Source organism: Acidisarcina polymorpha, from assembly GCF_003330725.1.
GTDB classification, from domain to species: domain Bacteria; phylum Acidobacteriota; class Terriglobia; order Terriglobales; family Acidobacteriaceae; genus Acidisarcina; species Acidisarcina polymorpha.
Genome location: NZ_CP030840.1, coordinates 2,897,825 through 2,915,628, shown reverse-complemented (window position 1 = coordinate 2,915,628; position 17,804 = coordinate 2,897,825). Strand labels below are relative to the sequence as shown.

At 54.8% G+C, this 17,804-nt stretch carries 16 protein-coding genes and 3 pseudogenes; 9 read left to right on the top strand and 10 right to left on the bottom strand.

Going from position 1 to position 17,804, the window contains the following annotated elements; genetic code table 11:
- Position 1: 1 nt before the first annotated feature.
- Positions 2 to 454 (top strand): Kelch repeat-containing protein, encoded by a 453-nt coding sequence (locus ACPOL_RS12380; protein ID WP_236657434.1) that lies wholly within the window; start codon positions 2 to 4, stop codon positions 452 to 454.
- A gap of 10 nt (positions 455 to 464) precedes the next feature.
- Here ACPOL_RS12380 and ACPOL_RS36165 read toward each other — a convergent pair whose 3' ends face one another.
- Entirely contained in the window at positions 465 to 1,400 is a 936-nt protein-coding gene (locus tag ACPOL_RS36165; RefSeq protein WP_150132978.1) for a LysR family transcriptional regulator, read from the bottom strand.
- 141 nt (positions 1,401 to 1,541) lie between these two features.
- Here ACPOL_RS36165 and ACPOL_RS12370 point away from each other — a divergent pair, with 141 nt between their 5' ends.
- Entirely contained in the window at positions 1,542 to 2,378 is an 837-nt protein-coding gene (locus ACPOL_RS12370) for a helix-turn-helix transcriptional regulator (RefSeq protein ID WP_114207336.1), read from the top strand.
- 21 nt (positions 2,379 to 2,399) lie between these two features.
- On the opposite strand, the gene ACPOL_RS12365 is transcribed toward ACPOL_RS12370, so the two are convergent.
- Together ACPOL_RS12365 and ACPOL_RS12360 are read right to left on the bottom strand one after the other, a co-directional pair.
- On the bottom strand, positions 2,400 to 3,032 hold the full coding sequence (locus ACPOL_RS12365) for a carboxymuconolactone decarboxylase family protein (protein ID WP_114207335.1): 633 nt from the start codon (positions 3,030 to 3,032) through the stop codon (positions 2,400 to 2,402).
- A gap of 9 nt (positions 3,033 to 3,041) precedes the next feature.
- Positions 3,042 to 3,611: a carboxymuconolactone decarboxylase family protein gene (locus ACPOL_RS12360; RefSeq protein ID WP_114207334.1), complete on the bottom strand. Its 570-nt coding sequence runs from the start codon at positions 3,609 to 3,611 to the stop codon at positions 3,042 to 3,044.
- 244 nt (positions 3,612 to 3,855) lie between these two features.
- Between ACPOL_RS12360 and ACPOL_RS34065 the strand changes: the two genes are divergently transcribed.
- The 3 genes from ACPOL_RS34065 to ACPOL_RS12350 all read left to right on the top strand — a co-directional run bounded on the left by ACPOL_RS34065 (position 3,856) and on the right by ACPOL_RS12350 (position 5,782).
- On the top strand, positions 3,856 to 4,341 hold the full coding sequence (locus ACPOL_RS34065) for a hypothetical protein (protein ID WP_201759180.1): 486 nt from the start codon (positions 3,856 to 3,858) through the stop codon (positions 4,339 to 4,341).
- Entirely contained in the window at positions 4,338 to 4,823 is a 486-nt protein-coding gene (locus tag ACPOL_RS34060) for an SMP-30/gluconolactonase/LRE family protein (protein ID WP_201759178.1), read from the top strand. Before ACPOL_RS34065 ends, ACPOL_RS34060 begins: the two co-directional genes overlap by 4 nt.
- 191 nt (positions 4,824 to 5,014) lie before the next feature.
- Positions 5,015 to 5,782 carry an IS6 family transposase gene (locus tag ACPOL_RS12350; protein WP_114207333.1) on the top strand — a complete coding sequence of 256 codons (768 nt, stop codon included), beginning with the start codon at positions 5,015 to 5,017 and terminating at the stop codon, positions 5,780 to 5,782.
- A 108-nt stretch (positions 5,783 to 5,890) separates the two neighbouring features.
- Here the strand turns inward: ACPOL_RS12350 and ACPOL_RS12345 are convergent, their stop codons facing one another.
- Entirely contained in the window at positions 5,891 to 9,304 is a 3,414-nt protein-coding gene (locus tag ACPOL_RS12345) for a TM0106 family RecB-like putative nuclease (RefSeq protein ID WP_114207332.1), read from the bottom strand.
- A 163-nt stretch (positions 9,305 to 9,467) separates the two neighbouring features.
- Here ACPOL_RS12345 and ACPOL_RS12340 point away from each other — a divergent pair.
- A pseudogene (locus ACPOL_RS12340) lies at positions 9,468 to 10,655 on the top strand (IS3 family transposase).
- Positions 10,656 to 10,780: 125 nt separating this feature from the next.
- Here ACPOL_RS12340 and ACPOL_RS12335 read toward each other — a convergent pair.
- From ACPOL_RS12335 to ACPOL_RS12325, 3 genes and pseudogenes are all read right to left on the bottom strand, one after another.
- Positions 10,781 to 11,515, bottom strand: a complete 735-nt coding sequence (locus ACPOL_RS12335) for an RHS repeat-associated core domain-containing protein (protein WP_114207331.1) — start codon at positions 11,513 to 11,515, stop codon at positions 10,781 to 10,783.
- 566 nt (positions 11,516 to 12,081) lie between these two features.
- Positions 12,082 to 12,402: an Ig-like domain-containing protein gene (locus ACPOL_RS12330; protein ID WP_114207330.1), complete on the bottom strand. Its 321-nt coding sequence runs from the start codon at positions 12,400 to 12,402 to the stop codon at positions 12,082 to 12,084.
- Between the two features lie 36 nt (positions 12,403 to 12,438).
- Positions 12,439 to 12,944 (bottom strand): annotated as a pseudogene (locus ACPOL_RS12325) (chitobiase/beta-hexosaminidase C-terminal domain-containing protein); the annotation flags it as partial.
- On the opposite strand from ACPOL_RS12325, the gene ACPOL_RS12320 reads away from it, so the two are divergent.
- The gene (locus tag ACPOL_RS12320) at positions 12,943 to 13,710 is read left to right on the top strand and encodes an IS6 family transposase (RefSeq protein ID WP_114207328.1); all 768 of its coding nucleotides are present in this window, start codon (positions 12,943 to 12,945) and stop codon (positions 13,708 to 13,710) included. The pseudogene ACPOL_RS12325 and the gene ACPOL_RS12320 sit on opposite strands and share 2 nt — an antisense overlap.
- A gap of 474 nt (positions 13,711 to 14,184) precedes the next feature.
- On the opposite strand, the gene ACPOL_RS34055 is transcribed toward ACPOL_RS12320, so the two are convergent.
- From ACPOL_RS34055 to ACPOL_RS12305, 3 genes and pseudogenes are all read right to left on the bottom strand, one after another.
- Positions 14,185 to 14,793 (bottom strand): GGDEF domain-containing protein, encoded by a 609-nt coding sequence (locus ACPOL_RS34055; protein WP_201759177.1) that lies wholly within the window; start codon positions 14,791 to 14,793, stop codon positions 14,185 to 14,187.
- Positions 14,770 to 15,104: pseudogene (locus ACPOL_RS12310) on the bottom strand (PAS domain-containing protein); the annotation flags it as partial. The pseudogene ACPOL_RS12310 and the gene ACPOL_RS34055, both read right to left, overlap by 24 nt.
- A gap of 280 nt (positions 15,105 to 15,384) precedes the next feature.
- A complete protein-coding gene (locus ACPOL_RS12305) occupies positions 15,385 to 16,116 on the bottom strand; it encodes a Crp/Fnr family transcriptional regulator (RefSeq protein WP_114207326.1) in 732 nt (243 codons plus the stop codon).
- Between the two features lie 180 nt (positions 16,117 to 16,296).
- Between ACPOL_RS12305 and ACPOL_RS12300 the strand changes: the two genes are divergently transcribed.
- Both ACPOL_RS12300 and ACPOL_RS12295 read left to right on the top strand, forming a co-directional pair.
- A complete protein-coding gene (locus ACPOL_RS12300) occupies positions 16,297 to 16,686 on the top strand; it encodes a hypothetical protein (protein ID WP_150132977.1) in 390 nt (129 codons plus the stop codon).
- Positions 16,687 to 16,868: 182 nt separating this feature from the next.
- On the top strand, positions 16,869 to 17,597 hold the full coding sequence (locus ACPOL_RS12295) for a sensor histidine kinase (RefSeq protein WP_114207324.1): 729 nt from the start codon (positions 16,869 to 16,871) through the stop codon (positions 17,595 to 17,597).
- The last annotated feature ends 207 nt before the right edge of the window (positions 17,598 to 17,804 follow it).

The window sequence follows — 17,804 nt, the reverse complement described above, 5'->3', positions numbered from 1 at the left end:
TATGCCGACGCCTCGAAATCACTACTTGGCGGCTGCTGTCGGAGGAAAAATTTATGCTCTCAACGGCAGAATCGGTTTAGTCTTCGTGAATATGGCTTCCATCACTGATCTGATCGAGATGTACGATCCCGAACAAGACATCTGGAGTCTCGTGGGCCGCGCGCCCACTAACCGTGGGGACGTAAATGGAGCTGCCTATAACGGGCGCATCTATGTCACGGGTGGTGAGTACGAGACAGCAAAGATTAAGGAGTCATTCTGGGCATTTGAGTTATACGACCCCTCTGCACAAACGTGGGCGACTCTCCCACACGTACAGATCACCCGTCATGGATTCGCTGCCGGATTTATTGGCGAGACATTGCACGTGGTCGGAGGGAGGTTCCAATCGGACGGCATGCCCGGCGTTTACTCCCCTACAGCAACGCATGAAACGTATACTGTGGCCAGCTGATGGCACAGGGCTACGCTTCGTCGGGTTTTCCGAACAATCCCTCAAAGGGCGCATCTCTGACACGTGGATCCCGGTCTGTACCAAGGATCTCTCCCACGAAGTCCAAGAAGACTTTGATCTTAGGCGCCAACGCAGCTGGACCGAAGTATAGGGCCGAGATTATGGCAGGTCTCGGATGCCACTGAGGCAATAGCGGAACGAGCCGCCGAAAAATTGCTGGTTGTCTAGCCATATAGAGCGGTAGGATCGCAATGCCCAGACCCCGTAACACCAGATCGCACATGACGACTGGATCGCAAGTAGTGACCCGGAATGTCGGGGCTACTTCGGTAACTTGAGACGAGCCGTTCGTCAATTGCCACGTCTCTGCGCCAATGCAAGCATGTGCGAGCAGTTCGCCGGGGCGATCCGGCTTCCCAACACGCTGAACATACTCCCTACTCGCGAACAAACCTCGCAGGGTACTGGGAAACTTCCGCATACGCCTCACTGAGTCTCTCGGCGGCACGATCTTGAAGAATACGTCCACGTCATCCCTTGGCTCTCGCTCGAAGTCATCTGTGTACGTCTCGATCGCAATACGGATTTCTGGGAACTTGTGCAAGAAGTCAGGGAGTATCTGGACTAGCAGACCATTAGCTAAAACGATGGGACTACATACCCTGATGAGACCGCGGGGATTGACGCGCCGTTCCTGTAACGTTTCGCTTCCAATCCTGATCGTCCGAAGGGCTTGATTACAGCTGACAAGAAACTCTGTGCCTGCATCCGTGAGCGAAACCCCCTTTGGACTTCTCCTCAGGAGAAGCACCTCCAAATGCTTTTCCAATCTGGTTGTCGCACGTGCGATGGTCGATGTCGGAAGGCGTAGCTCTCTGCCCGCGGCGCTAAACGTTCCCTTGCGCGCTACGACCGTGAACACCCGCACATCATTAAGGTCTAGCATTAAGACCTTCACTGGTGGGTTTCGGCTTGATCCGTTGTTCGGTGAGGCAAATTCCCTCACCCAAGGACCTCTACTACCGTATTGCAGAACTTCATCCCACGACAAGAGTATGGCGTATCCTAGTACTAGGAGTATCTGGCAGTGGACGACAACGCCCGGAAGGTCGAGTTGGCGAGATTCCTTCGTACACGACGGTCGATGATCCAGCCGGAAACAGTAGGCTTGGCAGGGGGACTGCGGCGGAGGACCCCTGGACTGCGGCGAGAGGAAGTTGCCTCCTTGGCTCAAGTTGGGTTGGCTTGGTATACGTGGCTTGAACAAAGCCGGGATACCCAAGTCTCCAAGGAGGTCATAGAGCGCATAGCGCAGGCCTTGCGTCTTTCGCACTCGGATACTGCTTATTTTCGGTCCTTAGCCGGTAAAGAGATCGCGAAGACTGAACAAGGTAGGGGCGAGGAACTCCGAGACGTACAGCGTTTGCTCGATGGCTTCACTTCAGGACCAGCGATGCTCTGGAACGAACGCTTTGACTGTCTCGCCTTCAATCAATTGGCCGACGTGATCTACGACTGGTCTGAGTCGCCATCACCTTTCGGCCGCAATCTCGCTTGGAGGAACTTTATGGACCCCGCGAGAATCGGCTTCTATGACGAACGTGTCCTGCGCAGCGGTGTAGGTTTGCTAAGGGTGCGCTATGCCAAACATATCGGTGAGCCGGGATTCGAGTTGCTGATCGCCACTTTGCTCGAAAGCAGTACTACATTTCGACGTTTCTGGAATGAGCAACAGACAGCATCGCTTGACCCGTTGTCGTTTGACATTGCACACCCCAGGTTCGGGACTCTTCGACTGCGCTCAATCCGCGCACTCTACCCGGCGCTGCCGGAAAGCACGCTGGCTTTTGTCTCACCTGATGACAAAGCAACCGAGGACGTATTTAGGAATATCGATAGTCTCTGTGGGCGTAGGCGCGACTAATCAAGTCGAAGTCCCCCGTGCTCATCCGCTCACCTGTTTCCCGATTTGCTTGCCAGGCTCGCTGCCGGGCACGGGAACAGCAAACGTGTTTAACAGCGAGCATACGGTTTCGTAACACCCTGCAAGAAAAACCATATCGACGAGACCTCGGACTCCGAACGCATCCTTGGCTCGATCGAATACTTCCTGTGAGACGGTTCGCTCCAGCGCGAGTTGCTTTGTAAACTGCTGGGCCAACTGTTCTTCTTTCGGCAGACCGGTTGCAACCTCACCCTTTGCAAGCTCCTTAATGGTATTCTCCTGGAGCCCCGCGGTTCGCGCGACAGCAGCATGAGCATACAACTCGTATGGCGCCTTCCAGACAGATCCAACGGTGAGGATCACAATTTGACGCACTCGCTCCGGCAAGCTTGTCATGCTCTGTTCTGCATTCTGGAACTTTAGAAAAGCACCTCCGAGTTCTGGACTTTCTAAAACAATATTGAAGGGCCCGATAAGACGGCCGTCCTCCATCTTCGCTACAAAACCGGAGGCGTCGGCCCAAGGAACAGCAGTTTCGCTGATTTCCTTGTAGAGGCTCTGCTGGCTAGCCGTCAGCCCAGTCGGTTCTGACAACGCAATCCGGCCCCCAAGACCATCATTAGTCTTAGACACACGCTCTCCTTACTGATCGAGACCGACAGCATTCGAAGGTACGTCGAAGGCCATCAGAGTTAGAGAAACCATCGTGAACCAACCCATGAGCACCGTGACGTCAACAATGCCGGCGTCGCCCAGGAGATCCTTGCATCGCTTATACAGCCCAGTTGGAACGACGCGATGACTGGCAAGCGCTAGAGCGAGCTCATAAACGGACTGCTCTCGCGAGTCCGCAAAAGTTGTTGGCAAGCCGGCAATGAGGGCCTCTACGCTCTTGGGTTCGAGGTGGCCTTGCTTCTCACCGATTTGTTCATGTTCATAGTTGCCGTATGCCGCCCGCCACTGCCCATTGATGATGTTTGTTACGATTTCGATCTCAGCCTTGGTGAGCGTAGACTCCTGTTGGTAGTAGTATCCGGTCGGAACGATTGTCTTGGATAACTTCGGGTTTGCTAGCCAAATTTTATGAGGGCCGGGTACAACCCCGCGGAGCTTCATCGTGAAATCATAGGCATCTTTCATGTCCGGCGACATTTCGCCGATTGGCGTTTCCTGAAAACGGCCGAAGGTCCCAAAATCAGGTGTTTCTGCCATACATCCTCCTGTGGTCAACGCCAGAGCGTCGATGCGGAACAGCCTCTACCTAACGGCGACTGGAGCTCAAGCCGCGCTTCTGTGTAGGCGAGTTCCAAAGCATAGATGCTCAGGCAGGTCCTGTTGCGCGTTCTCGCAGAGCAAAACGAGATTGCGCTTATGCTATAGCGACTGGGGAAGCGTGCTCACTGCGCATCGCATCGTAAGATTTAGTAGTCGCCTTCGCTCCATGGAGATTCTTACAATGCCACCAGGAAAGATAAATGGAGCTAAACTCTCGACAGTCGCATATTTCCCGCACAAATACTTTCTGGAGAATCTTGCTGTCCGCCAAGACAACTCGATCCTAGTCACGGTCGCGAACCATCATGAATTGTGGTTTGTTCCATCGGTGACTGGAGAGCAAACAGTCACGCCGGTATTGTTGTTCACTTTTGCTGAAGTGGTATGCGGCATTACAGAAGTTGAGCCGGACATTTTCTACATCGCTACCGGGAACTTCTACACCACGCACGAGGCATATCTCCACCGACTGGATCTGCGCAACTGGCGTGTAGGGGCGTCGGTCCAACCGGAGATGGTGCTGCAGCTCCCCGCTTTGGCCCGGGGTTTGAATGGCAGCTGCCTAATCGCGCCTGGGGTGTTGCTGATAGCAGATTCCTTCGCGAGCCTGATCTGGCGCATTGATCTGCCACCAGGTGGAGGGGCCCCGACGGCCGTGTTTGGATGAAGCACGAAAGCATCGATTACTATCCCGGCCAACTCAAACCCGAACAGCCGGGTGTCAATGGTGTACGTTTCGCGGCGAAGACGAATCATCTTTACTACACTGCGACTGCCAAAAAGCTCTTCATGCGTATACCGGTTGATCCAAGCACGCACGATCCTGCAGGAGAGCCCGAACTGGTTGTCGCCGGTAGGATGGGAGATGACTTCTGTATTGACGAGGATGCTGGCGTCATATACCTTGCAACCCACCGCCAAAACACAATTGACCGAGTCTCGATGGATCCTGCCGAGAACAGCGGATTCACACAGAGCGTAGCAGGGGATCCTTTTGACGAAGAACTCATTGGACCTTCGAGTGGCGCATGGAGTCGAGCCCCAGGAGAGTATGGGAAGGTCGCCTTCTTCCTCTCCGATGGCGGTACTGCGTCGCCCCCGCCTGATGGGATCGTGCGACCAGCTAAGCTTCTACGTGTCGAGTTATGAGACGTTTCGAAGTCTTCAATATGTGAGGTCCTCTCCGGATGGAGTTGCTCTAGTGCTGGCGCGGGTTGACAGCAGGTAGACCTGCTTGCTTAGGCTCGCTTCGGCGCATGTATCCCCCTGTCAGTGGAAGGGCTCTATTGCAAAGTTGGGGATGTGTCGTGAGAATGAGCTGAAGGCGAGCGGAGCGAGACATGTCAGATTTCAGATGGCGTCAATTTGAAGGAGCGGTCATCCTTTGGGCGGTGCGTTGGTACTGTCGCTATGGCATCAGTTATCGGGATACCAAGCAGATGATGGGCGAACGCGGCGTGAGCGTTGATCATTCCACGATCTACCGCTGGGTTCAAAGATATGCGCCTGAGATGGAGAAGCGGCTGCGCTGGCAGTGGCGGCGCCCGCAATCGACGAGCTGGCGAGTCGACGAAACGTACGTAAAAGTTCGCGGTCGATGGACCTACCTATACCGGGCGCTCGGCAAGCATGGGGAGACGATCGACTTCTATCTCTCCCCAACACGAAACGCCCAAGCGGCAAAACGCTTCCTTGGCAAGGCATTACGCAGCTTGAAGGGCTTGGAGAAGCCGGAGGTCATCAACACGGATAAAGCGCCGGCCTATGGTATTGCGATTGCAGAACTGAAGGCAGAAGGCAAATGTCCCCAGACAACGACGCATCGGCAGGTCAAGTATTTGAACAACGTCATCGAGGCCGATCATGGCAAGCTGAAACAACTCATTCGTCCAGTGCGGGGCTTCAAGACGCTGAAGACTGCCTATGCGACGATCAAAGGTTTTGAGGTGATGCGTGCTTTACGGAAGGGTCAGGCGGCAGTCTTCAATCTCACGCGTGACATCTTGGGTGAGGCGCGCATCGTCGAACGCGCTTTCGGCATTGGCCCTTGTGCTCTTGCAGAGGCGGTAGGGCTCATCGATGAAAGACTTCTACTTCAAACTGCTTGACCTACGAATGTGAAAACGTCTCAGACTCTTTCCGCCCATAACTTCAATCTTGCAACAGAGCCCCAATACATGGCCGACGCTCTTAAGGCTGAAATGGTCGATGCCGCTTCATGCATGAGTGGCCAGCTCTACATATCTACACAGAGCATTGGCAAGTTGCATCTGCCTGGGAGCGCGACAGTCTGGCTGGAGTAGGCGCGGATTTCCCAACACAATCACTACCGCCTGCGCGCGTGAGGTGGCGACATTAAGCCGGTTGAGGCTATAAAGAAATTCCATCCCCCGTGGAGCATCCTCTTGAGAAGACGTTGCCAGTGAATAGATGACGATGGGTGCTTGTTGTCCCTGAAATTTATCTACGGTACCGATTCTGCTGCCTTCAGGAAGCCGCTCAGCAAGGTCGGCCACTTGTGCATTGTATGGAGCAACGATCAAAATATCGTCTATTCGTAATTGCCGCGTGTTCGATTTTCCATCGTTCCAGCCGACTTCAGGTGCTAACAGCCCTTCAACTATCTCCGCAGTCTTCTCCAACTCTTCCACCGAGCTATTTCGGTTGCCCTCATGCTCCACGGGGACGAACCATAAACCCGATTCCCCCAACCAAGGGTGACCAAGCAGGCGTTGCTTCTCAAGACCGTCCCGCGATCGAAGTCGGCCTTCGTAGAAGACCTCGGACGTAAATGCACAGAGCGTCGGATGCAAGCGCCAGGTCTCTTCAAGGAAAAGGCCTTTGCCTAAGGCGATGGTCTTCTCTCCCCCGAGTAAATGTTCAAGAGCCGATTTCTCTGCTCCTTCCGGGTGAGTTCCCTTGAGAGGCTGCTCAAGCTGTTGGGGATCTCCGAGAAGAACCAGGCTCTTAGCTGCTTGCGCTGCAGCGAGAACGTTAGCTAAAGCCATCTGACCAGCTTCATCGACAAACAACACGTCGACGGCTGCCGTAAATTCCGTAGATGACCACAACCAGGCTGTTCCGCCTAATACATGGCAGCCTTCACGTATCGCCAAACGGGCTTCTGCATTGTCCGTCGTCACATCGATTCCCGGTGTCAGAACATCGGGGGCATCTGTGAATTTCTGAAGGCATACAAGGTCCTGTACGTTCTCCTTCGCGGCTGCCCTCACAACCTCGCTGAGCAAGGTCGTAATGACCGCGTGGCTTGTAGCTGTGACTCCAACCCGCTTACCTTGCCTAACGAGATCGATGATCATGCTTGCCCCAGTGAAGGTCTTTCCAGCACCAGGAGGACCCTGTATCGGCAGAACGGAATGCTGCAGTAATCCGACAAGTCGCTTCCCTGCGTCAAGTGCAGGCTCTCCTTGCAAGCGGAGTGGGCCGCTGGGACCGCTTATTCGAGGCGAATGACGTAAGAGTAGATCTCGGGCCGCCCTAAGAGGGCCGGGCGCATCAATTCCATCGAAAGTTACGCATTCCGCCAATCGGATCAGTGAATCCGCGAGTGTCTTCGTATTTATAGGGGTACAGTCAGCAAAAACTGAGCCCGGGTGAACATCGGCAGTTTTTCGAGTCTTCTTGATGTCTAATGTGCGAGTGGCAAGGTTGATCGCCACGACTTCACCAATCTTCTCGTCTTTCTGAAGCAGCTTATCGCCGGCACGGATCTCAGTTTCTTGACGGTCAAATTTGTATCGATCCGTTGGAACACCGCGGGATTCGGCGAGGCGCGTCACAAACTCGAGGCCCGATATAGCCCCCTTCTCATCCAATAGCTCCTCTTCCGTCAGCTCCTGAAGCCGGAAGAATTCCCACCAGGCGACTTTGCTCTCGCGCCGATGCCAATCAAGCAGGTCCGCTAAAAGCCGGAGACCGGCTTGCTCAGCCGTATGCAGTGTCGGGTCTGTAGGTATTCCGCGTGTGAGCTCCTGGATGAGCCGATTGACGCGAAGCTGGTTCTCCTTAAGTGCATCCGGAGCGATTGATTCCTGTCTCTTTGGACGAGGAATGACAGCTCCCGCGATCAAAAGTCGCTGTCGCTCGCGTTCCAGCCAATCACGCAAGGATTGTGTTGAAAGGCAATCATCGGTGTTGTAGCCCATAACCACCTCTCGCTCGGCTATGTTTACTAGATCGATTGCACCAAGCTCTAGCCCATGCTGCAATGCGCGCATTGCTACACGGGCATTCTCCAACGGCACGACACGTTTGTACCCATGAAAAGCCTCTAAAGCCTTCAAGGAGTAGCCCTCAACGCTAGCACGCATAGAGCGTTTCACGATCGTATGAAGGTCGACGAAAATACGCGCTCGCAACAGCTGATCTATTTGGTCTTCCCGTGTCGCATACTTGCCCATCAATCTCTTCAAGGCAGACGGTTCGTAAGCGGTGAAGTGGTAGACATGCAAATCTGGGTAGGACTTGCGCTGCTCCACAACGCTATCCACAAACCATTCGAAGGCGCTCTTCTCCTCATCCGCCGTTAGGCCCCATCTGACCTCATATACAGGTTGGCCGTCCTCACCGTTGCGGGTAAATCCGAATAGGTATTCCCTGCCAGACTTTCCAACGTAAGGGTCGCTCTCTAAATCAAAGAACATGTCTCCTCGCGATGGCTCGGGCAGGCCACAAAAACCATGATCTTCACATAGGGGAAGCAGCTCATGAACTGGCTTCTTTTGATCTCGGCCTTCCAACTGAATGCGGGCTTGTTCCCTCACCCGAATGACTGACTCCTTTGAGCTGTACTTAGGCCTCTCTCTCAGCGGAAGGGGCATCACGGCGAGCTCAGCCACTGCCTGAATGTCCCATAATCTCAACTGCTTTCGGTGCAGCTTGCTCAGCCCAGCGACCAATGAGAGATGGTCATCAGCCCTGCGATGCGTGTCACAGACCGAAAACCAGGCACATATTTCACAGTGCTCAACGGGCTCGGGATAAGTTGCTGCCTTCGCTTTGCTTCTATCGACAGCTTTTTCGAGGCTCGCCTTGATCGATCGATAGTAAGCCGCGAAGTCAAGTGTTCGGTACTTTTCTGCCTTAAAGTCGTCGTTAGGCGGAACCACGTACATCGATTCAGGGACGATCCCCTGAATCGCACCAACCATTTCTGAATACATCGAAAGTTGAAGGATGGTTCCAGGTTTTGTCTCCGTACTCAGCTTGCAGTCATAAACCTCGTATGACCACGGTCCTAAGGTGCTAGAGGTGCCCACGCGCCGGAGGATGTCAGCGCGTCCGTACCAAAGATCTGAAACAAAGGTGGGCTGCACAATGACCTCAGCTCCGGATTCCATCGAAATGCGAGTCGCCTCAGCAGCAACTGCGTCAGCTACGGTCACTCTTAGGTCGTGTACGGAGAGGCCTTGATCTTTCAGATGTCGTATGTATGTTTCTTCGTGCAGCCTTCCCCTTTCTTGTAGTACCCACAGATCGGGCGACTGCCATTTCGGAGGTTCACAAACCCCCGAGGCGACTTTTAGATCCATCCGTGTCGCATGGGTACACGCTAGATGATTGCTGAGATCACTGGCCGATAAGAGGACCCGGCCCGACACATTCTTCATAGACCTGTCGAGTTTCGCAGACCGAAGACTTAGAGGCAATGGGGCACTGTGGATCTGCAGGCATGGCACCGCCGTAAATGGACTTCCGACTACAGGAGGTCTGACCTTGCCCCCGCAAAACGTATCCCTTGGCGACCTGATGTAATGCGAAGGGGAAGCGAAGATGACGAAGTCGAAGCGCGGGCGGTACACGCTTGAGTTCAAGCAGGAAGCGATCCGACTGGTTGAGTCGGGCCAGAGTCCGGCGTCGGTAGCGCGGACGTTGGGCTTGGTGGAGCAGACTCTGAGCAACTGGCTGAAGGCGCATCGTGCCGGCAGTCTGCAGGGGGCGCCAGGCAAGGCGCAGGTGTCGGCCGAGCAGATGGAGATCAGCCGTTTGCGGGCCGAGTTGGCGCGGGTAACGATGGAGCGCGACATCCTGGGAAAAGCGACGGCGTACTTTGCCAGGGGGCAGAAGTGAGGTACGCCTTTATTCAACACCACCGGCTTGTCTGGCCGATCTCAGTGCAGTGCCGCGTGCTCCAGGTGAGCGTGTCCGGTTACCACCAGCATGAGAAGCGGGCGCAAGCAGATAGCCCAGCGCCGCCATCTGAGCGATGCGGCGCTGCTGGTGCATATCCGCGCCGTATTTGCGGCCAACCGGGGAGCTTATGGATGGCCGCGCGTGTGGCGACAGTTACTCCGTCAGGGTGTTCGCGTGGGCAAGTTGCGGGTGCAGCGACTGATGCAGCAACATGGCACTCGCGCCCGTGGCAAACGGCGTTTTCGCATCACCACCAACAGCCGGCATGGCTTGCCGGTAGCTCCCAACCTGCTCGATCGCAACTTCACCGCGCACATGCCGAACCGGGCATGGGCGGGTGATGTGACCTATATTCCAACCAACGAAGGATGGCTGTATCTGGCTGTCGTGATAGACCTGTTCAGCCGCCGGATTGTGGGCTGGTCCATGCGCGGCGACATGAGAAGCGAGATCGTCGTCGACGCGCTGGAGATGGCGTGGTTCCAACGCTCGCCGGGCAAGGACGCGGGGCTGATCTTTCACAGTGATCGCGGCAGCCAGTATGCCGGCCACGAGTTCAGCCAGGTACTCAACGAGTACGGCATCACGCCTTCGATGAGCCGCAAGGGCAACTGCTGGGACAACGCCTGTTCGGAGACGCTGTTCGGTTCGCTCAAGGTCGAGCGGCTCCATGGGATGTGCTTCGAAACCATCCGGCAGGCCAAGGACGAAACTCTCGATTGGATGCTCTGGTATAACCGGACACGACTGCACTCGACGCTGAACTACATCAGTCCGATGCAGTTGGAACAACGATGGCAAGACAACCCGCAAGCCTTCGCAGCCTGACCGGTAGGGCGAAAGAAAACAGGCTATGGAAAAGCAGGAAAGCAAAGAACGCTTTCCAACTTTCCCACAGCCTCGACGACTACGAATTTCCTAACCGCTATGGGATACGCATTCTGAGGGCAAGGTCAGTTGCCAGTGTAGCCGTTTCCGTTACCATAGCCTGGACAGTTTCCGTATTCTTGACACTGCCATGGCTCTTGAACGCCAGTTAAAGTGTTCGTACTATCGTCCCATGTACAGTCATCCAATCCGCTGGGGTCGATGAGGCTCAGGGGATTGTTCAAGACATAGGCATAGCGATTCAGGCTCTGCGGGTTGGTGAAGTCGTAGGAGCCGTCGTAAGGATCAGGCGAGAGCCAGCGTCCCTGGTAGAAGGAGTAGTTACGGAACTGAGCGTGTTCGGACATAGGTGCGCCGGCGTCGTTGCTGTCCTGCTCCATGTCGGCGAAGTGAAAGTTGTCTACATCGGCCTCGGTATTGAGGATACTGGCTACGTAGCCATCACCCCAGGGCAGAGACTTGTAGGTTGCAGAAGTCGTGCCGTTATGGTCAGTCCGGATGCGCTCGGTGCCGATATAATCCTGGTTCTCAAAGTAGGTAGCGTCGTCGGAGGAACGAAAGGCGATCTGCTGCCCGTCCCAATACATGCGGCCATCGGTGCCATTGTTCGTGGCTGCATTCCAGGTGGAGATGCGCCTTCCCGCATAGTCGTAGGAATATTCACTGGTTCCAGCTGGCGTCGCCACGCTCACCCTTCGGTTCAGTGCGTCGTAGGTGTAGGACGCGGTTGAGCCGCCATCGACCGTCAAAATGTTGCCCTCCGCGTCGTAAGTGTAGCTATGATACCCGTCTTTGATCATGTTACCGGCCGCGTCGTAAGTACGGCTTTCAATGTTGTGTTCTCAGGTCGCCATCGCCAACTTGGTTCCAGTTGACGCAGTTAATCGCGGGGGTGACTCTTTGTCAGTATTTCTCCAGTCACTCTTGCGTCGCCGTTCCAGTGGCAAGAATGTCCCTTGGCGGCCCCCTTATCTGGATTGGAATGGCCTCGATTGCCGACTCGTTTATTTTGGCTTGGCATAAGACTTAGGTTGGTGAGGTACGGACTGTAGCTTTGATCGATAAATGGCGCTGTTTTTCGGAGCTATTTGGCGCATCGGGGAGTTTACAAAGAGGTGATGCGCCGGAACGGCCACGATCCGCATGATGGCGAATAGCTCTGACTGCCGTAAGCAGTTGATTATGCAAGCATCGTGGGCTCCTACGCTTATTGATCTGGGTGGGGCTTGCTTCGATGGCTGCGTCGAGCACGCCAAATCAAATAGCGCCGAGATATTACGCCAAATAATTCTGAAAGTGACAACTATGGCCAGAGATCGTTCTATCTGCTCTGGCCGTAGTCATTCGTCGTTGTTGTGAAACGCGGTTATTGAGCAACCTCCTGAGTGATGGTGGCCGCACTGGCCGCGTCGGTCGCGTTGCCGGTGTAGATGGCGGCGATTGTATTGCCGCCAACAGTAAGGTTGGAGGTCCTGATCGACTCCACACCGCCGGTTAGCGGGACGGTTCCAAGCACCACACTGCCGTTCTTGAAGGTGACCGACCCCGTGGGAGTCGGCCCGGAAGTTGCGGTTACGGTCGCTGTGAACATCACCGCGTCGCCCAGGGTTGAGGGATTCGTGGAGGAAGTCAGCGAGGTTGTGGTTGTGACTGCGGCAGGCACGATTGTGTAAGTCGCCGTGGCCACCGCGCTGTTGGTGTCCCCGCTCAGAATGGCGATCGCTTTAATCGTCGTAGTGGTGGAAATGAGGATCGGGCTGGTGTACCGCGTAGAGGCTGGGTTGGCATCGTTCCGTCGACTGTGTAGTAGATAGTCGCGCCCGGCGTTGGATCCTCGATAGCGAACTTGTCTCCGGGATGATAGGTTCCTCCGAGTCTGGGGAAGATTGGTGTGGCTACCTGCCCTCCGGTGATGGTCTCAACTAAAGTAGCGCTACTGCTCGAGTAACTGTCGGTATCTTCGGGGAAGCGCGCAGTAATCGTATGTTGCCCGGCAGACAGTGTGCTCGTCGAGAAGACGGCTTGCCCGGAGGCATCGACCGGTATATGGGCCACGACAGGCCCGTCGACGCTGAAGCTGACATCGCCGACTGGGGTTCCACCATACACAAGAGTCGCCGTGGCGGTGAACTTTACGGTGGTTCCAAGGGCCGCTGGGTTGCTGCGGCTCTGTTGCAAAGTGTCGGATGTGTCGTGAGAATGAGCTGAACGCGAGCGGAGCTTAGACATGTCAGATTTTAAATGGCGTCAATTTGAAGGAGCGGTCATCCTTTGGGCGGTGCGTTGGTACTGTCGGTATGGCATCAGCTATCGGGACATCGAGCAGATGATGGGCGAACGTGGCGTGAGCGTCGATCATTCCACCATCTACCGCTGGGTTCAAAGGTATGCGCCTGAGATAGAGAAACGGCTGCGCTGGCAGTGGCGGCGCCCACAATCCACGAGCTGGCGAGTCGATGAGACGTACGTGAAAGTTCGCGGCCAGTGGACCTATCTCTACCGGGCGTTGGACAAGCAGGGGGAAACGATCGATTTCTATCTTTCGCCAACACGGAACGCCAAAGCGGCTAAACGCTTCCTCGGCAAGGCCCTGAACGGTTTGAAGGACTGGGAGAAGCCAACGGTGATCAACACGGACAAAGCGACGGCCTATGGTGTTGCGATCTCAGAACTGAAGGCCGAAGGCAAATGTCCTCAGACAACGATGCATCGACAGGTCAAGTACTTGAACAACGTCATCGAGGCCGATCATGGCAAGCTGAAGCAACTCATCCGTCCAGTACGAGGTTTTAAGACACTGAAGACTGCTTATGCGACGATCAGAGGGTTTGAGGTAATGCGTGCCTTACGGAAGGGCCAGGCGGCAGTCTTCAATCTCACGCGTGACATCTGCGGCGAGGTGCGCATCGTCGAACGCGCTTTCGGCATTGGCGCTTGTGCTCTCGCGGAGGCCGTCGCGCTCATCGATGAAAAACCCACACTTCAGACTGCTTGACCCACGGCGGGGAAACGCCTCGAACGCTCTGCGTCTTGACTTTAATCTTGCAACAGAGCCCTCCATCCAGACGCGGAACCTATGTAGCAACTGAGCGATCAGGTACATTCTTCTCCGCGGGGAATAGGGCTGGCCACTCATGCGCATACAAATTGTCTACCTATGAAGGCTACCAGCAAACATGACGTCTAGCCCGATGTTTTGAGAGAAGTCGAAGCCGGCAGTTCGCGTTCAACGCGATCCCTGACAATAGTCCAGGGCCGTCGGGTATCTGTAGGCGCTCGAAGAAAATGGGGAATTTTGAGCAGGAGCTTAGTAAACGCAATCGTCGCAGAAGAGACTTCGATGTAGAGGAGTTTAATGGGGACGTCGCTGAATTTGTTGGACTGCGGTGGCCCTTCGATCATAGGCGGACAATGCCGAGAGCAATTCCTAATCTCTGGCACATATTAATCTCTGGCACATATAAGGTCTTTAACGCTTGGCTCGCGATCTCTTCGTCGGTTGAACCTTCCGAGTATTGTGCTTAGCGATGTACATCTTGAAGTCCGCGACTTTTAGCAGGATTTCCGGGGTGTCTCCGTCTTGAGGAAAGAGCGCCATGCCTACGCTCGCCGACGGGCGAAATGTTTGACCGAGCAGGTCGACCGGTTCACTTACTCTGCGGGCCAGCCGATCCATCACCTCGGGCGGCTGTCGTTGATCGGAAAAGTTTTCCAAGACGACAACGAATTCGTCTCCCCCTAGCCGCGCTACTGTCTCTCCGGCCCGTGTCTCCGACTTCAGACGTTCCGCCACGATCTGGAGTAGTTGGTCACCTGTGTCATGGCCTAACACATCATTCACATGCTTGAAATTATCGAGATCGAAGAAAAGGACAGCGATGGCGCCTCCGCTACGTCGGGCTCTCAACAGCGATTGCTGCAGTTGTTCGACCAGAAGTCCCCGGTTTGCCAACCCGGTTAGAGCATCATGGTGGGCTAGATGGTTGAGTTTTAAAGCAGACTCGACCTGAGTCGTCACATCGTTTTGAATTCCGACGAAGTGAATTAGACAGCCGTCGGCGTCTCGGATCGGCGACATATACAACTCATTCCAGAACGGAGTGCCATCTTTGCGGTAGTTTTTCAGCAGGACCCGCTCCTCCTCTCCTCGCGGATGGCTTGCCTAATCTTTGTCAACCCCTCCTGCTCATGGTCGTTGCCCTGAAGGAATCTGCAATTGCGCCCAGACACCTCCTGTGCGAGATAACCCGTCATCCGCTCAAAGGCTGGATTGACGTAGGTCAGCGGAAGATCTGCTTTGGTCGCATCGGAGATCGTAATCCCGTTCGAAACCGAATCGAAGATTCTCCGGGAAAGACGAAGTTCTTCCAGGAGTGCGCGATGTCGCATTTTAAAACTTTCGCTCACCTGCTTCACCTGTGTTCACTGGCGTGTGGGCATAGGTCACAAATCGGCGTTAACATCGTCCATGTCCGCACTCCCGAGTATTATCCTTCGAACGACAGCACACCACAGGAAAATGGTGGCTCTTTCCATAACCATAGCTCGCAGAGTGGCCGTCACGGGTGGACCTGCCTCCACACTCGGGGCTCAACCGCTATTTGGCGCACAATTGCCAGCTCCGGCGTTTTCTCGGGCACTTTTATTGGTTGTCAGTGACGGGCGTGCGTCAGGCGTGTAAGCTGATCGCGCAATCAGGCACTGCTCTCTTGTATAGATTGGCGTGCAGCTGTTTGGTGATCTGGTAGCAGTCGCACGCGGCCGCCTCAAGCCTTTCCCGGTCGAGAATTCGGACGTGGCCGCGGCGATATTCGATCAGCCCGCGTTCCTGCAAGCCGCCTGCTACCGATGTGACCGTTGTCCGCTGGGCGCCCAACATCATGGCCAGAAACTCTTGCGTGAAGTTGAGAACGCTCGATTTGGTACGATCCTGGGCCATCAGTAGCCAACGAGCCAGTCGCTGGTCGAATTCGTGAAAGCGGTTGCAGCCCGCAATCTGGCTTACCGTCAGTGCCTGCTCCTGAATAAATTCGAGGATACGATCCCGAATCTCTTCAGAGGAACGAAATGCTTTTCGCAATTCAATCAAGGGAATTTTGAGGCCGGTGCCTTCCAGTTGAATGAAGGATACTGTCGAGACAGGTGCCGGTCCGAGGATATGAAAGCTTCCCACTATGCCTTCGTGCCCGATCACGCCCACTTCGACAGTGGCACCACTCTGCGTCGAAGCGACTACGGAAGCTATTCCTGAAGTCATGAAGTAGGCATAGACCGGGGTTCTGTTCGCGTCGTAAAGAGGAGTCTTGATGGGCAACGGTACAGCGGTGCAGTTCGCTAACAGCGCGTCCCTACATTCGGCCGAGAGCGAAGAAAGAAGAAGATTGGAAGACTGAACAAACATGGCGGTCCCTTTGCTTCAGATCGCAAAGGACCGCCGTCCGGATCAACGGTAGCAGGTCACGCCTGATTGGAATTGGCAGATTGGTAACTGCCCAGTTTGATAATACTCCAATGTCTGACATACGACATTGATTTCATTAGGTTTAATATTCCGAAGCAGTTTCAAATCGAGAGCCCCCAGATGTCCATCTTCGGAAACGTCCTGATTTATGGACGTGATGCTACTTTACTGGAAACCCGCAGCTTAATGCTGCAAAGTGCCGGATATAAAGTGTCGACTGCAATGGAACTTGCGGAGGCTGCGCGAATCCTCTGCTCTGAAAAGGTGGGTCTTTCCATTCTGTGTCACACGCTTTCCCCAGAGCAGCGTGCAAAGGCCATCGCTAAAGCCGAAGAATTACGACCACATATGAAGAAGCTTCTTTTAGCTGCGTGGTCTTTCCCACCGGTAGAGGGAAACCCTGAAGAGATTTTTCATACTTCCGCCGGTCCGGGGGCGTTGGTTGCGGCCGTGAATCGGCTCATGGGTGGCGATGGAAATACTTCAAACGCTACTAGTACCCTTTACTAATGTTTGTTGGCCGCGTCCCGATCCCATGAAGTCTTAAAATCCCTTCTTCTGTCAGGGATGCAGCATTGTGGCGTATGCTTGCACCGAGGCAGAAGGCAACACTGGTCTGCGGAGGATTCTTCCTCCGGTCGTAGCGCCTTCCATACGGCGTTCTCTCCAGCGCATCCCACTGGAGATCGACTATGCATGACCCCATCATTCTCGACCTGCAGCACAAACTGGCAATAGCCACCGAAGCTTTGCGGAAGTCCGAAGAACGGGCAACGGCCGGACAACTCGCACTCGAAGTGATGCACGACATTAGAAACCCTCTCGAATCTCTGAGGAACCTCACCTACCTGACATCGATAGAAGCAGACAATCCTGACAAAGTCCGCAAATACTCCGCCCTGGCAGATGAGCAGATGGCCATCGCACTCGACATTGCTGATAGTACCCTTGGCTTTGCAAGGGCCTCCATTAGCCCCCGATCGGTGAACCTGATTAAGTTGGCCGAGGCCGCATTGCGGATACATCAGCAAACGATCGAGGCTAAACAAGTGCGGCTGGTGAAAGACCTTCCCAACGAGGTCGTCGCCCCTGTTTATACGGGTGAGATGCTTCAGGTTCTCTCCAATCTGATCCACAATGCTCTCGATGCTCTCCCGCCAGCTGGCACCCTGTGTCTCCGTTTCAGGAAGCGGCGGGGCGAGGTGCACCTTATTGTCGCTGACAACGGGCACGGCATTCCGGATGAGCACGTGGATAGTGTCTTCCAGCCTTTCTTCACAACCAAGGAGGATCGAGGCACAGGCCTCGGCTTGGCTATCTCGAGGAGGATTGTTGAGCGCCATCGCGGAACGATTAGAATGCGGAGCAGCGCTCGCCCTGGTCGAAGCGGCTCCATCTTCAAGATCTCCATTCCGGTTTAGCCCGTAGTTAGGGGACAGCTCAAGAAAGGGAAATTTACGTACGCTAGTGCGCCGGGAGATCGGCAAGGAGTAGCAGGTGAGAGTCCTGTGCAGTGAAGGAATAGCAAACCACACTGGCCCCGAGTCATGCGTTGTGCATCGCGAGGTGCAGGGCGAAGCGTTGACAGGGGAATCTGTAGGCCAGCCATTGAGCCGCGAAAGCTTTAA

What these genes read in the sequence shown, in the direction of transcription:
- ACPOL_RS12380 (WP_236657434.1), top strand. Translation starts at nt 2, where the DNA reads ATGCCGACGCCTCGAAATCACTACTTGGCGGCTGCTGTCGGAGGAAAA.
- ACPOL_RS36165 (WP_150132978.1), bottom strand. Translation starts at nt 1,400, where the DNA reads ATGCTAGACCTTAATGATGTGCGGGTGTTCACGGTCGTAGCGCGCAAG.
- ACPOL_RS12360 (WP_114207334.1), bottom strand. Translation starts at nt 3,611, where the DNA reads ATGGCAGAAACACCTGATTTTGGGACCTTCGGCCGTTTTCAGGAAACG.
- ACPOL_RS34065 (WP_201759180.1), top strand. Translation starts at nt 3,856, where the DNA reads ATGCCACCAGGAAAGATAAATGGAGCTAAACTCTCGACAGTCGCATAT.
- ACPOL_RS34060 (WP_201759178.1), top strand. Translation starts at nt 4,338, where the DNA reads ATGAAGCACGAAAGCATCGATTACTATCCCGGCCAACTCAAACCCGAA.
- ACPOL_RS12350 (WP_114207333.1), top strand. Translation starts at nt 5,015, where the DNA reads ATGTCAGATTTCAGATGGCGTCAATTTGAAGGAGCGGTCATCCTTTGG.
- ACPOL_RS12345 (WP_114207332.1), bottom strand. Translation starts at nt 9,304, where the DNA reads ATGAAGAATGTGTCGGGCCGGGTCCTCTTATCGGCCAGTGATCTCAGC.
- ACPOL_RS12335 (WP_114207331.1), bottom strand. Translation starts at nt 11,515, where the DNA reads ATGATCAAAGACGGGTATCATAGCTACACTTACGACGCGGAGGGCAAC.
- ACPOL_RS12320 (WP_114207328.1), top strand. Translation starts at nt 12,943, where the DNA reads ATGTCAGATTTTAAATGGCGTCAATTTGAAGGAGCGGTCATCCTTTGG.
- ACPOL_RS34055 (WP_201759177.1), bottom strand. Translation starts at nt 14,793, where the DNA reads ATGTCGCCGATCCGAGACGCCGACGGCTGTCTAATTCACTTCGTCGGA.
- ACPOL_RS12305 (WP_114207326.1), bottom strand. Translation starts at nt 16,116, where the DNA reads ATGTTTGTTCAGTCTTCCAATCTTCTTCTTTCTTCGCTCTCGGCCGAA.
- ACPOL_RS12300 (WP_150132977.1), top strand. Translation starts at nt 16,297, where the DNA reads ATGTCCATCTTCGGAAACGTCCTGATTTATGGACGTGATGCTACTTTA.
- ACPOL_RS12295 (WP_114207324.1), top strand. Translation starts at nt 16,869, where the DNA reads ATGCATGACCCCATCATTCTCGACCTGCAGCACAAACTGGCAATAGCC.